The sequence below is a fragment of the Jiangella anatolica genome (assembly GCF_003236295.1).
Classification (GTDB): domain Bacteria; phylum Actinomycetota; class Actinomycetes; order Jiangellales; family Jiangellaceae; genus Jiangella; species Jiangella anatolica.
The window spans coordinates 52,394-66,078 of the sequence record NZ_POTW01000021.1; the positions used below are offsets into that span (position 1 = coordinate 52,394).

Consider the following 13,685-nt stretch of genomic DNA (forward strand, 5'->3'; position numbering starts at 1 on the left):
CTCATGAGCCTCGCGGTCGTCGCCGGCTGCGGCCGCTCCGCGGACACCTCCGGTACGTCCGGCGGCGAGCCCGCCGCGCAGGCCATCGACGACTCGCCGGCGACCGGGGAGATCCAGGTCTGGGCCTTCGGCAGCGAGGGCGAGGCCCTCGAGACGATCGCGGCGGACTTCGAGGTGGAGAATCCCGACGCTGACGTCGTCATCACGCCGGTGCCCAACGATGAGCTGCCCAGGAAGGTCGACGCGGCCCTCGCGACCGGCAACGTGCCCGACATCGTCCAGCCGAGCACCGCGCTGCCGACGTATGTGGCGACCGGTGGCCTGGCCGAGGTGCCGGACGGCGTGATGGACCCGGCGGGCTTCTTCCCCGCCGCCGTCGACGCCGGTGCGGTCGACGGGGTGCAGTACGCGGTGCCGTGGTACGTGACGGTCCAGGCCTTGTACTTCCGCACCGATCTCGTCGAAGCCGCCGGCGTCGAGCCGCCCGAGGCGTGGGAGGACATGGCGGCGTTCAGCCAGGCCGTCGGGTCGGAAGGTGCCGAGTTCGGCTATGCCGCGCCCTTCGATCCGTCCGGGTCGTGGAACCTCATCCTGCCGCTGATCTACCAGCACGGCGGCGCTGTCGTCGACGACGGCGAGTTCCGCCTGGACACCGCCGAGGTCGTCGAGGCGCTCACGACCTACCAGGACCTCTTCACCTCCGGCGCGGCCTCGACCGAGTGGGCGCCCACGCAGCTCGGCGAGACGGAGTCCGCGGTGGCCGACGGGCGCATCGGCTCCTACACGTCCGGATCCTTCGCCTACGGCTTCCTCAAGCAGACGGCCGAGGCCGCCGGCTTCGACCCGGCCCTGATCGGCATCGCGCCGCTGCCCGGCGGGCCGGCAGGCAACAGCTCCTACCTGGGCGGGTCGGGTCTCTCGGTGTTCGAGGAGGCACCCAACGCGGACGGCGCCTGGAAGTTCATCCGCTACCTGACCCAGCCGGAGGTCCAGGCGGCGTTCTTCGAGGCCGCCGGCGTCCTGCCCGCAGCCACGGCGGCCTGGGACGAGTCCCCGCTCACCGCCGATCCCCAGCTCGACGTGTTCCGGTCCTCCCTGGAGATCGCACTGGCGCCGCCCACGATCACGACCTGGCTGGAGGTCCGGACGATGATGTCGGAGATCGGCGAGCAGCTCGCCCGCGGCGCCATCAGCCCGGAGGACGCGGCGGCGCAGCTGCAGCAGCAGGCCGAGTCGATCGGCACGGGGCAGACCTCGTGAGCCGCGGCGCCCCCGCACCCACCCGGACCAACTGGTTCGGGCCGCAGCGGCGGCCGCAGTCCATTGCCGGCCTGCTGATGGTGGCGCCGTTCATGGTCCTCTTCCTGCTGTTCCAGCTGTGGCCGATCCTGTCGTCGTTCGCCATGGGCTTCACCGACATGACCAGCCGCGACCTCCGCTCGCCGTTCGCGGTGAACTTCGTCGGCACCGAGAACTTCTCCGGGCTCCTCGCGGATCCGACGTTCCGGCGCGCGCTGCTCAACACCGGCGTGTTCGTGGTGGTCGCCATCCCGCTGACGATGGTGTGCGGGCTCGCGCTGGCCATCGCCCTGAACAGCGGCATCCGCCGGCTCAAGGGCGTGTTCCGGGCCGCGTTCTTCGTCCCGGTCGTGACGAGCACCGTGGCCGTGGCGGTGTCGTGGAAGTTCCTGTTCGCCGATCGAGGCGTCGTGAACTGGGCCGTCGGCCTGGTCGGCATCGACGGGCCCAACTACCTGCAGGACACGGCCTGGGCGATGCCGGTGATCATCCTGCTCGCGGTGTGGCGCATGACCGGCCTGGTGATGGTGCTGTTCCTCGCCGGCCTGCAGGGCATCCCGTCCGACCTGTACGAGGCCGCCAGGGTCGACGGCGCCGGCACCTGGCGCCAGATCCGCTCGATCACGGTACCGTTGCTGGTCCCGACGCTGCTGCTGGCCGGGGTGCTCCTGAGCGTGACGTTCGTGCAGGTCTTCGAGGAGCCGTTCGTTCTCACCCAGGGCGGGCCGCTCTCCTCCACCACCACGGCGTCACTGTTCGTCTACGACCTGTTCGGCTTCGGCAGGTACGGCGAAGCGTCCGCGGCCAGCTACGTGCTCTTCCTGGCGATCGCCGTGCTGGCACTGGTCCAGTTCCGGGTCTTCAGGAGGCGCACATGACCGCGCTGCAGACACCCGTCGCCCCGGCCCCGGTGGCGAGCCCTCCGCACAGCCCGTCGCGGCGGCCACGCCGGTGGCGCTCCTGGTTCGTCTACTGCTTCCTTGCGGTGGCCGCCGGGCTGACGGTCTTCCCGCTCGCCTGGTCACTCCTCGGCTCGTTCAAGCCGTCGGCCGAGATCATCCGAATTCCCCCGGAGCTGCTCCCCGAGAATCCGACGCTCGGGAACTATGCCGACCTCCTCGCCGACGACTTCGTCCGGTACTTCGCCAACAGCACGGTGGTCGCCGTCGCGAGCGTCGTCGGCAACATGGCGCTGTGCTCGATGGTCGGCTACGCGCTGGCGAAGCTGTCGTTCCCGGGCAAACGCATCGTGCTGCTCGCCGTCCTGGTGACGATCATGGTGCCGGGTGTGGTGATGTTCGTGCCGCTGTTCGTCACGGTCAACGCGTTCGGGCTGGCGAACTCCTACGGCGGACTGATCATCCCGTTCCTGGTCGGCGCCGGCGGCGTCTTCGTGATGCGCCAGTACCTGCTCGACATCCCCGACGAGCTGCTCGAGGCCGCGCGGATCGACGGCGCGGGCGAGTTCCGCATCTTCACCCGGGTCGTCCTGCCGCTGTGCGGGCCGGCCTTGGCCACGGTCGGCATCCTGACCTTCCTCGGATCGTGGAACAGCCTGCTCTGGCCGCTCGTGGTCGCCCAGACGAAGGACCTCTACACGCTGCCGGTCGCCCTCGCCTTCCTCTCCCAGGGCGACGGCACGATCAACTACGGCGTGAGTCTCGCGGGGTCCGTGCTCACGATCGCGCCCATCGTTCTGGTCTTCCTGTTCTTCCAGAAGTACTTCATCGCCGGAATCGCGACGACGGGAATCAAGTGACGCATTGGTGGCAGGAACCGTTTCAGCTGTTCCAATCGAACATCAGGGTGATCGACGCCGGGCTCGATACGGCCGCCGGCACTCGGCTCATCCGCGACCTCGGCTTCAACGTCTGACTGCTCAACGCCGGCGGCATCACCTACTTCTATCCCGTGGACGGCCCGGATCAGGAGACGAGCCCGTACCTGAAACAGCGCGAGTCCGGCGATCTCATCGGGGACGCTCTGCGCGACAGCCGGGCGAACGGGCTGCGGTTCGTCGCCCGGTTCGACTTCTCCCGGCTGCCCAGCCGCTTCGTCGACGCTCACCCGGAGTGGGCCTACCGGACGGCCGACGGCGACGTCTGCACCGCGGATGGGCTGACGAACATCTGTCCGCGCAGCGACTACTACGAGATCCGGGCCGCCGAGATCCTCACCGACTTCGTCGACCGTTACGACGTCGACGGCCTGTTCTTCAACTGGCTGCAGTTCCCCGAGGCCTCCTATCGAATGGACTACTACGGCCCGTGTCACTGCACGCGGTGCCTCGACGCGTTCGCGCGGGAGCACCCGTCCGCCGACTACCCCACCGGCCCGGATCGGGACTCCTACGGCTCCCTCGTCGCGCTCAACCGCCGCCATCTGCAGCGGCTGGCGGACCGGTTCGCCGCCCTGCTGAAGGCGCGGCGGCCCGAAGCAGCGTTGTTCCTCGCCGACGCGCGGGTCGACATGGTGTTCCTGGAGACCAACAGCCCGCTGGGCGGCGCCGCCCACTGGTGGGCCCACACCCCCAGCGAGCTGGCCAGCGCGAACGTCATCGCGCATCCCGAGGTGCCGGCCATGGTGCACTCGGCGGTCAACGTCGGGCTGCCGTACCGCCTCATCGGCGAGCAGCCCGCTCAGTACACCCGGTACGTCGGCCAGGCGCTGGCCCGGGGAGCACGACCGTCCGCCGTCGTCATCGGGCCGCCGACCACCGAACACTTCGCCGCGCTGCCGGCAGCCGTACCCCTCCTCCAGCTCTACCAGCGCGAACACGCGATGTACGGCGCACTCGAGCCGGCCGCACGAGTGGCCGTCGTGCGCCCGCGGGGCGGATCCGCACTCGCTGCCCTCCAGGACCGATCCGACTTCGAGGAGTACCGCGGCCTGTTCGAGTCCCTGCAGCAGGCGCACGTGCCGTTCGACGTGCTCGGAGCGGAGTTCATGGGCGAACTCGTCGCCCGCGACGTGCTCAGTCGCTACCGCGTCATCGCCATGCCGGGCGGAGTGGCGACCGACGACCTCTCCGTCTCCGTCCGGCGGTACGCCGAGCAGGGCGGCGCCGTGGTCCTCACCGGCGATCCCGCCGCCGCCGGAACGCTGCCCGCGGGAATCCGGGTCGAGCGCACACTCGACGGGGTCCGCGAGCTCGGCGGCCGGTTCGGAGTCCGCCCGGACGGCGCGTTCGGTGACCGCCTGCCCGTCCTCGGGACGTTCTGGGCCGTGGCGGGTGCGACCGGCGACGGCTGGTTCCTCTCCGACCAGGCGCCGTTCGGCCCGCCCGAGCTCACCTACGGCAACGAGACCCTGACCGCCCATCCGCTGCGGTTCCGCCACCGCATCGGCGAGGGCACGATCGCCTACCTGCCATGGACAGCAGGCGTCACGAAACGCCGCTCCGGGCTGTCCTCCGTCGCCGGCCTCGTCACCGACACCGTCCTCGACCTCCTCGGTGACGAACGCACCGTGCGCGCGACGATCAGCAGCTCCGTTGAGATCGTCCTCGGCCGTGCCGGCGGTTCGCTCGTCATTCACCTGCTGAACCACTCCGGCGGTGTGCCGGAGCGGCTGATCGATCCCCAGCCCGCCGCCGGCATCGTGCACGTGCCCGGAAGGCTCCTCTCCGCCCAGCCGGTCGCGACGTCGCTGACGCGCCGGGCCCGGCTCGAGACCGCCCTCGACGGCCCGGACCTCGCGATCGAGGTCGCGGTCACCGATGTCGAGGTCGTGCGCCTTGACTGACCTCACCACGTCCGCACTCGGCATCCGCCACGACCCGTCGAGTGCGACCGAGGGCTCATCCCAGACCCTCGTCCTGGTCAACTCCCTCGGCACGACCACCAGGATGTGGGACCAGCTGCTCGAGGTGCTGACGGCGCGGGTCGACGTCGTCCGCTTCGAGCTGCGAGGGCACGGGAGCAACGTGACCCGCACACCGTTCGGCCTGGACGACCTCGTCGACGACCTCGTCGAGGTTCTCGACGCGACCGGCGTCGACCGAGCGCACCTTGCCGGCATCTCGCTCGGCGGCATGACCGCGATCCGTGCCGCGGCCCGGTTCCCCGGCCGCGTCGCCAGCCTCGCCGTCATCTGCGCCGCGCCGGTCCTGCCCCGCGACACCTGGCTCCAGCGCGCCGCCGCGGTGCGCGCCGCCGGCCTGGGGCCACTCGTCCCGACCGTGACCAAGCGGTGGTTCACCGAGGCGTTCGTCCGGCGCTCACCCGAGGTCGTGCGCGCCTTCGTGGGCATGCTACGAGCCACCGATCCCGCCGGCTACAGCCTCGCCTGCGACCTGCTCGCCGACGCCGACGTGAGGCCCGACCTCCCGTCGATCACCGCACCGACGCTGGTGATCGGCGGACGCGAGGACACCGCGACACCACCGTCGGACCAGCGCTTGATCGCCCATGGGATCGCCGACGCTCGGCTCATGATCCTCGACGACGTCGCCCACATGGCTCCCGCGGCGGCACCTGAGCGCATCGCGTCCGCCATGCTCGATCACACTGGCTCTCCTGAAATGCCAGGCAAGTCAGCTTGAATGACAACGAGCTTTGGTCGCCGATCTGGCACAATGGGTCCGTGAGCAATCGGCAGGCCTTCGCGCTCGCTCCCGCGTCACTCACCGACGCGTTGTACGAATCCGTGCGACGGCGGATCATCAACGAGGAGCTCAAGCCGGGCGAGAAGGTCACCGAAGCCCGTCTCACCAGCGAATACGGAGTCGCCAGACCCACCGCCAAGGCGTGCGTCGAGCGACTGGTGGTCGTCGGCCTGCTGAGGCGATCGGCGCACAAGACCGCCGTCGTCCCCGAGCTGAGCCAGCGTGACATCGTCGACCTCTTCCTGAGCCGCGAGACCGTCGAGAGTGCCGCCGTCCGCATCCTTGCCCGTGAAGCGCGCGTACCCGAGCCCGCGAGCCGAGCGCAGCGCGCGCTCGAGACCGCGACGTCAGGCGGGAACTACGAGGAGATCGTCGCCGCGGACATCGCCTTCCATGCCGCCCTCGTCCGCGGCACAGCCAGTGAGCGGCTCAGCCGCATGCATGAGCTGATCCTGGGCGAGGTCGAGCTCACCATGGGCCTGTTCTCCGCGCACAAGGCCGCGTCCCGCGAGTCCATCCCTGCCGAGCATGCCGCGATTCTCGCCGCGATCCTCGCCGGCGACGAGGATGCCGCCGGTGCGCGGCTGAGTGAGCACCTCCACGCTGCCCGGACACGCGTCCTGGCGCTCGCGTCCAACTCGCAGTCCTGAGCACGCCGTGGCCGGCCCGGCGGGATCGACCCGCCGAACACCTGGTCACGTGCCGGTGATCGTGACAGCATCGAGACAGCCGTGGAGCGCGTCCCGCGAGGGCGTCCGCCGGGCCGGGTCGCAGGCGATCTCCCGGCAAGGGGGTGCATCGTGGTCGAGAACACGACGTCGTCGGGGCGGCCGCCGAAGGCCTTGCGCAGGGTCCTCGTCCCGCTCGCGCTGGCGCAGTTCATCTGCAGCTTCGCCGGCTCGAACATGAACGTGATGATCAACGACATCAGCCGCGACCTCGACACGACGGTGCAGGGCGTGCAGGTGGCCATCACGATCTTCCTCCTGGTCATGGCGGCACTGATGATCCCGGGCGGCAAGCTGACCGACAAATACGGCCGGAAACGGTGCTTCCTGGCCGGCTTGATCATCTACGGTGTCGGGGCTCTGCTGAGTGCGGCCGCACCCGGGCTCGGAGTGCTGATCCTCGGCAACTCGATCCTCGAGGGCATCGGCACAGCGCTGCTGATCCCGCCGGTCTACATCCTGGCGACGTTGCTGTTCACCGAGGTCACCTCGCGGGCGCGAGCCTTCGGCGTGATCAGCGCGCTCGGCGGCATCGGCGGCGCTGCCGGCCCCCTGATCGGCGGCCTGATCACGTCGGCGATCAGCTGGCGGGCGGCGTTCGTGTTCCAGGCGCTCGTGATCGCGGTGATCGTCTGGATGAGCCGTGACCTGCACGACCCGTTGCCGCCCGAGCCGGACCGCACCTTCGACGTCCGTGGCGCGGTGCTCTCGGCGACCGGCCTGATCCTCATGGTCACCGGCATCCTGGCCGCCGACGACAACGCCTGGCTGATGCTGGTGCTGCTGGTCGTCGGCGCGCTCATCCTGGCAGGGTTCGTGCTGTTCATCCGGGCCAAGGAACGAGCCGGCGAGGAGGCCCTGCTGTCGACGGCGGTGTTCCGCAACCGGACGGCGAACCTCGCCCTGGTGACGCAGAACGCCCAGTGGCTGCTGCTCATGGGGTCCTCGTTCGTCGTAGCGACGTTCCTGCAGGTGGTACGGGGATACAACGCCATCGAGACCGGCCTGATCTTCACCGCCGCCACCGCCGGGCTGTTGATGTCGTCGCTGGCAGCCGAGCGCCTGGCCAGGCGCCGCGCCCAGCGGACCCTCATCGTGACCGGATTCGCCCTCACCATCGCAGGCATCGGTGTCCTGCTGCTCATGGTCGTCGGTTCGCCCTCGGCGTGGGCCTTCGCGCCCGGCCTGCTGCTGATCGGCCTCGGGCTCGGCGCGATGCTGACGCCGTCGGTGAACGTCGTGCAGTCCAGCTTCGGCGAGGACCTCCAGGGCGAGATCTCCGGGCTGTCTCGCAGCATCTCGAATCTCGGCTCGACTCTGGGGACGGCGATCGCCGGCACCGTGCTCGTGGCCGGGCTCACCGCGACACCGGAGCGGTCCTACGGCCTGGCCATGTCCGTCCTCGCCGCCGCCGGGCTGATCGGCCTGCTTGCCGCCCTGCGCCTGCCATCGCGACGCCGGCCGAGCGGCTGACGGCCACGTCGACGTCGCCGGCCGCGGAGATTGGCGCTCCGCCCCTCCGCGGGTGGTGCCGCGCCACCCGATCGGGCAGGAGGATCGCGTCGTGGTCTCAGGCGGGGAGGTCGAGATGGCGACAGCGATCCTCCCAGGCAGCAGGCCGCAAGGCATCGGGAGGACCCATGAACCGCTATCCACCCATCGAGGATCACGGGCTGATCGGCGACCTCCAGACCAGCGCGCTGGTGGCGCGCGACGGCACGATCGACTGGTTCTGCAGCCCCCGGTTCGACTCGCCCAGCATCTTCGCGTCGCTGCTCGATGCCGAGGGGGGCGGCCACTTCCGCATCGCGCCCGACCATGACGGCTGGCAGAGCAAGCAGCTCTATCTTCCCGGGACCGCGATCCTGATCACGCGGTTCCTCACGTCGGAGGGTGTGGGCGAGGTCATCGACTTCATGCCGGTGCTCCAGGGCTCCGCCACCCGGCATCACCGCATCGTCCGCGTCGTCCGCGTCGTCCGCGGGCACATGCGGTTCGTCATCGACTGTCAACCGCGCTTCGACTACGGCAGGGGATCGCACAAGACCGAGATCTCCGACTCAGGCGTGCTGTTCCACGGCGCGAACGGTCCCGACGTCGCCGTGCACGTGGTCCGTCGCCCAGGCGGGGCCGCCGCGGACCAGGCGCGGCTGTCACCGAGCGGTGAGGGGTTCCGCGCCGTCGTGAGCGCCTCCGCCGGTGACGTCGGCGGCATCGTCCTGGAGACCGCACCGGAGGGCCCGCCGCGGGAGCTCACCCGCGACGAGATCCTGGCGGTCTTCGAAGACACCCGGGACTTCTGGCGGCGATGGGTGGCCAGCTCGCGGTACCGCGGGCGTTGGCGCGAGCAGGTGGAGCGGTCCGCGATGACGCTGAAGCTGCTCACGTACCAGCCGACCGGTGCGGTGGTGGCCGCGCCGACGGCCGGCCTGCCCGAGCAGGTGGGCGGTGAGCGCAACTGGGACTACCGCTACACCTGGGTCCGCGACGGGTCGTTCTCCATCTATGCCCTGCTGGGTCTGGGGTACGCCGCCGAGGCCGAGGCATTCCTGCGCTGGCTCGGCGACCGGGTCGACGAGGCGGTCGACTCCGCCGGCGGCGACCACGTCTCGCCACTCAAGATCATGTATCGCGTCGACGGGTCGTCCGACCTCACGGAAGAGATTCTCGGCCACCTCGCAGGATGGCGCGAATCCCGGCCGGTTCGCATCGGGAACGGCGCGTTCGACCAGCTGCAGCTCGACATCTACGGCGAAGCCCTCGACTCGGTCGAGCTCGGCGATGCACACGGTCTGCCGCTGACGCACCGGGGCTGGGAGAGCATCACGCGCCTCGTGGACTGGCTGTACGACCACTGGGACTCCCCTGACGACGGGATCTGGGAGACCCGCGGAGGGCGTCAGCACTTCACCTACGGGCGGGTGATGTCCTGGGTGGCCTTCGATCGCGCGATTCGCATGGCGACGCGACGCGCGCGGCCGGCCGACCTGTCCCGCTGGACCGGCGCGCGCGATGCGATCTACCGACAGGTCATGAACCGGGCCTGGGACCCGAACCGGCAGGCCTTCGTGCAGCACTACGACACGTCGGTGCTCGACGCGGCCAACCTCTATCTGCCGCTGGTCGGATTCGTCTCGCCGCGCGATCCGATGTGGCGGTCCACGCTTCGCGCGATGGACGACGAACTGGTCTCGGACAGCCTGGTCTACCGCTACGATCCGAGCGCCTCGCCCGACGGCCTGCGCGGCAGCGAGGGCACCTTCTCGATGTGCACCTTCTGGTACGTCGACGCACTCGCCAAGTCGGGACGGCTCGACGACGCCAGGCTGACCTTCGAGAAGATGCTCACGTACTCCAACCATCTCGGGTTGTACGGAGAGGAGATCGGCAGCGCCGGCGAGCAGCTCGGCAACTTCCCCCAGGCGTTCAGTCACCTGGCGCTGATCACGGCCGCCGCCGCGCTCGATCCCCTGATCGAGGGGTGAGCCCCAAGGCCGGGTGAAGGGAGCGATCACCAGCCCATACGCGATCTGCACACGCAAGATCAGGGCTAGTATGGGGGCACCGTCAGGGGGGTGGGACGGTGCACCGAGAGACGCAGAGCCAGCCGCCGCGCACGTCAGTTGCCACGTCGTCGTCGTTCAGGTCGAAGCTTCGGCCGCCGTGGACACCAGAGCACCACGTGCGCCGGGTGCGGCTCACCTCGCTCCTGGACGAAGCGGTGAGAGCTCCGCTCACCGTCGTGACGGCTCCGGCGGGGGCCGGCAAGACATCGCTCGTGTCCGGCTGGGCCGCGGAGACGACGACGCCCACCGCGTGGTTGTCGTTCGACGAGACCGACGCCGACAGCGCCAGGCTGTGGTCAGGTGTGGTAGCCGCCCTGGAGACGTTGGCACCGGGCTGCGGACACGACGCGTCTCCCCTGTTCCTGCGTCCCAGCACGGTGACCACGGCCGTCCACCGGCTCGTGGACGGTCTCGACGCCGACGGCCGGCCACCGGCCGCGCTGATCGTCGACGATCTTCACCTGGTGGACGGCGACACCACCGCCGCCCGGTCGCTGGCTCTGTTCCTGCTTCATCTGCCGGACTGGCTGCATGTGGTGCTGCTCTCGCGGCGCGATCCACGGCTGCCGTTGGACCGCCTGCGCGCCCGCGGCCAACTCCGCGAGATCCACTTCGCCGAGTTGCGGTTCATGCCCGATGAGGCAGCGGAGATGCTGTCCCGGCTTGCCCCGGCATTGACGCGCGACCAGGTGACCGACACGGTGCGTCACGCACACGGCTGGGCTGCGGGGATCCGGCTGATGGCCCTCGCGGCACGTGCGGCCCACGCGCAGCAGCGAGCCGCGCGGCCCGCCGCCCACGCCGGCCTGATGATCGAGGACTACGTGGTGCGCGAGGTGCTCGGCGCGGAGAGCCCCGCCGTGACCACGGCGCTCGCGGACATCGCTGTCGTCGAACGCGTCAACGTCAGCCTCGCGAAGGCGCTCACCGACCGCGATGACATCCTCGACCTGCTCCTCCAGGCCGAGGCGCGTGGGCTCTTCCTGACGCGCGTCGACACCTCGGGATGGTTCGAGCTGCACGCGCTGGTTCGCCAGGTCCTTGTCGCCCAGCTCAGCAGACAGTCCGCCGATCTCCTGGCGGATCTGCACGCGCGCGCGGCGAGGTGGTTCGAAGGGGCTGACGAGACCCCTCTGGCACTCGATCACTGGCTGCGTGCGGGCCTGCCACGAGCAGCGCTCCGGCTCCTGGCGGCCAAGAACGTCGAGCTGTACGACGCGGGTCAGGAGGCGACGATCGTCCAGACGCTCGGCAAGATCCCGCCGCGGGTGGCCATGGCCGATTTCGCGTCGATGCTGGACTTTGCCTGGTGCCACGTCCTGGTCGATCGCCGCGGGTTCCTCGACGCCGTCGATCGAATCAGCTGGTGGGCGGCGCGGTCCGAGCACCTGGCCCGCGTCGCGTCTGCTCGGCTGACGATGCTCCGTGCGATCGCCGCGACCATGCTGGGCGACTGGGCATCCGGGACGAACCTGGCCCTCCGAACCAGCGACGACCTGGACTCGGCGTGGTGGCGCGACCCGATCGGGAGGTTCGGATGGAACTCCGTCGCACGTGCCCTCGCCCTCGATGAGCGGTGGGATGACAGCTCCGAGGACATCCGCACCGCCGGCATCGCACTGAGTATCGATCCTCGTCGCCGGCTGGCCTTCGAGGGCACCAGGGCACTCGGTGAAGCCCTGGCGGGACGACCCATCAATGCCGTACGGGTCGCCTCAGGTGTGCGGCACGCCGCGTCTGTCGCCAGTATGACGATCCTGGGAGCGGAGGTGTCGACGGCCGAAGCGCTCGCGCACCGCGAGCTCGGCGATCGCGCTCGTGCTGTCGCCGAGTCGGCCGAGATCGCCGAGACGGCGCCGGACCCGGTGCTGTACTGCAGAGTGCTGGCACTACTCAACCGGGCAGAGGCCCACGTCGACGACGGCGACCTCGAGACCGCCCGGCAGGTGTTCGACCGCGCGCAGAGCCTCGCGGAGGCCGAGTTGACCGGTCCGGGAAGCCGAGCTCTGGTGGCCCGCGTCGCTGCCCGGCTGAGTCTCGCCACGGGCGACATCGAGCGGGCACGCCGCTGGTCGGCTCAGATCATCGATCCGTTCTGGCGGGAGGTCTGCGGCGCCAGGCTGCTGCTCGCCGAAGGACAGCAGCTGGCTGCGACCGCGTCCCTGGAATCCGCGCGACCGCGCTGTGTACGCCACCAGGTGGTACGCAATCTCCTGCTGTCGCGCGCCACCGACACACGCGAGAGGGCAGTGTCGTACGCCGCCGCCGCAGCTGAGACGGCGGCCGTCAACGGCCTGGTCCAGACCGTCGTCTCGGAGGGCCCGGAGGTCGTGGAGCTCATCGAACATGCCGCCTGGCAACTACCGAGCTCCTGGCTGGACCGGCTGCGACGGATCGCGGCGCCGCTCCGCGGCGAGCTGCCTGCGGGTCGAGGCGGGGCTGCCGGGGAAGCACTCACCCGACGTGAGCGCGACGTAGTGCGGTTCCTGCCCAGTCGGCTCTCTCTTCCTGAGATCGCCGACGAGCTCTGCATCTCGGTCAACACCCTGAAGTTCCACGTGAAGCTCATCTACCGCAAGTTGGGTGTCAACTCGCGCGCCGAGGCGGCTGAAGCCGTCCGCTCCATGATCGCCATCCGGCGCTGACGTCAGGTGCCGGAGTCATCTGACGGCCGTGACGTCTCGGCCGTGGACGGTCAGCGCCCAGACAACGGTGACCGCCACGGCGATGATCACGACGGACCAGATCGGGTAGTACGGGAGCCACGCGAACGCCGCCAGCATGCTCAGGGCGGCCAGGATCACACCCACGGCGCGCGCCGCGACGGACCCGGTCAACAGGGCGGCGCCGGCCAACACCAGCACGATGCCCAGGATCAGGTGGATCCAGCCCCAGGTGTCCGCGTCGAAGTCGAAGACATACTCACGCACCTGCGTGAAGAAGTCGTCGTCGAAGATGGCGACCAGTCCGGCGATGGCGTGGAACACGCCGATCATGACCATCATGACTGAGGCGAAGACGGTCCAGCCCACGGCCCACATACTCGGCTCGCGATAGTCGTCTTGCAGCTCTCCGGGAATGTGCGGGTCTGTCATGTCGCACCTGCCCTCGGGCGGTCGATTGCCGGCACGTGGTTCGCACCGGGCTGCTCCAGACCCTCTCCCCCGCGGCGAGGAGCCGCATCACCCCCGGAGGGTGAATCGCGTCCGGAGGAACCGGGCATGGTGGCCACGATCCAACGGCGCGCGACGTGCTCGATGGGGGCGCGCGTCGGAAAGTGGGGAGTTGTGGTGAGCGGCCATGCGGTCCTCGATGAGGACTTCGAACATGGCCACTGACCAGCGGATTGGGTGGAGCTGAGGGGACTCGAACCCCTGACCCCCTCCATGCCATGGAGGTGCGCTACCAGCTGCGCCACAGCCCCGTGCCGAACGGCTTCGTAAGCTTAGCCGACGGCGAGGTGAACCTCATAATCGGCCGCTGCAC

General features: G+C 69.8%; 10 protein-coding genes and 1 tRNA gene. 9 read left to right on the plus strand and 2 right to left on the minus strand.

What is annotated here, in order from left to right; translation table 11 throughout:
* Window positions 1-3: 3 nt before the first annotated feature.
* The 9 genes from C1I92_RS11120 (at window position 4) to C1I92_RS11160 (ending at window position 12,844) form a co-directional block, all read left to right on the plus strand.
* Window positions 4-1,260 carry a sugar ABC transporter substrate-binding protein gene (locus tag C1I92_RS11120; protein ID WP_158564092.1) on the plus strand — a complete coding sequence of 419 codons (1,257 nt, stop codon included), beginning with the start codon at window positions 4-6 and terminating at the stop codon, window positions 1,258-1,260.
* Entirely contained in the window at window positions 1,257-2,177 is a 921-nt protein-coding gene (locus tag C1I92_RS11125; RefSeq protein WP_199521137.1) for a carbohydrate ABC transporter permease, read from the plus strand. Before C1I92_RS11120 ends, C1I92_RS11125 begins: the two co-directional genes overlap by 4 nt.
* Window positions 2,174-3,058, plus strand: a complete 885-nt coding sequence (locus C1I92_RS11130; RefSeq protein WP_111254725.1) for a carbohydrate ABC transporter permease — start codon at window positions 2,174-2,176, stop codon at window positions 3,056-3,058. The genes C1I92_RS11125 and C1I92_RS11130 overlap by 4 nt, the downstream gene beginning before the upstream one ends.
* Window positions 3,059-3,192: 134 nt before the next feature.
* The gene (locus tag C1I92_RS11135; RefSeq protein ID WP_267896737.1) at window positions 3,193-5,043 is read left to right on the plus strand and encodes an alpha-amylase family protein; all 1,851 of its coding nucleotides are present in this window, start codon (window positions 3,193-3,195) and stop codon (window positions 5,041-5,043) included.
* Window positions 5,036-5,842, plus strand: coding sequence for an alpha/beta fold hydrolase (locus C1I92_RS11140; RefSeq protein ID WP_158564093.1), 807 nt, complete (start codon window positions 5,036-5,038; stop codon window positions 5,840-5,842). Before C1I92_RS11135 ends, C1I92_RS11140 begins: the two co-directional genes overlap by 8 nt.
* Before the next feature lie 41 nt (window positions 5,843-5,883).
* Window positions 5,884-6,555 carry a GntR family transcriptional regulator gene (locus C1I92_RS11145; protein ID WP_199521138.1) on the plus strand — a complete coding sequence of 224 codons (672 nt, stop codon included), beginning with the start codon at window positions 5,884-5,886 and terminating at the stop codon, window positions 6,553-6,555.
* A 150-nt stretch (window positions 6,556-6,705) separates the two neighbouring features.
* The gene (locus C1I92_RS11150; RefSeq protein WP_199521139.1) at window positions 6,706-8,106 is read left to right on the plus strand and encodes an MFS transporter; all 1,401 of its coding nucleotides are present in this window, start codon (window positions 6,706-6,708) and stop codon (window positions 8,104-8,106) included.
* Between the two features lie 167 nt (window positions 8,107-8,273).
* Window positions 8,274-10,118 carry a glycoside hydrolase family 15 protein gene (locus C1I92_RS11155; protein WP_111254729.1) on the plus strand — a complete coding sequence of 615 codons (1,845 nt, stop codon included), beginning with the start codon at window positions 8,274-8,276 and terminating at the stop codon, window positions 10,116-10,118.
* Window positions 10,119-10,324: 206 nt separating this feature from the next.
* The gene (locus C1I92_RS11160) at window positions 10,325-12,844 is read left to right on the plus strand and encodes a winged helix-turn-helix domain-containing protein (RefSeq protein ID WP_111254730.1); all 2,520 of its coding nucleotides are present in this window, start codon (window positions 10,325-10,327) and stop codon (window positions 12,842-12,844) included.
* A gap of 15 nt (window positions 12,845-12,859) precedes the next feature.
* Here the strand turns inward: C1I92_RS11160 and C1I92_RS11165 are convergent, their stop codons facing one another.
* Window positions 12,860-13,240 carry a DUF7144 family membrane protein gene (locus C1I92_RS11165; RefSeq protein ID WP_369124095.1) on the minus strand — a complete coding sequence of 127 codons (381 nt, stop codon included), beginning with the start codon at window positions 13,238-13,240 and terminating at the stop codon, window positions 12,860-12,862.
* A gap of 310 nt (window positions 13,241-13,550) precedes the next feature.
* Window positions 13,551-13,623: transfer RNA gene (locus tag C1I92_RS11170), tRNA-Ala, on the minus strand.
* Window positions 13,624-13,685: the final 62 nt, after the last annotated feature.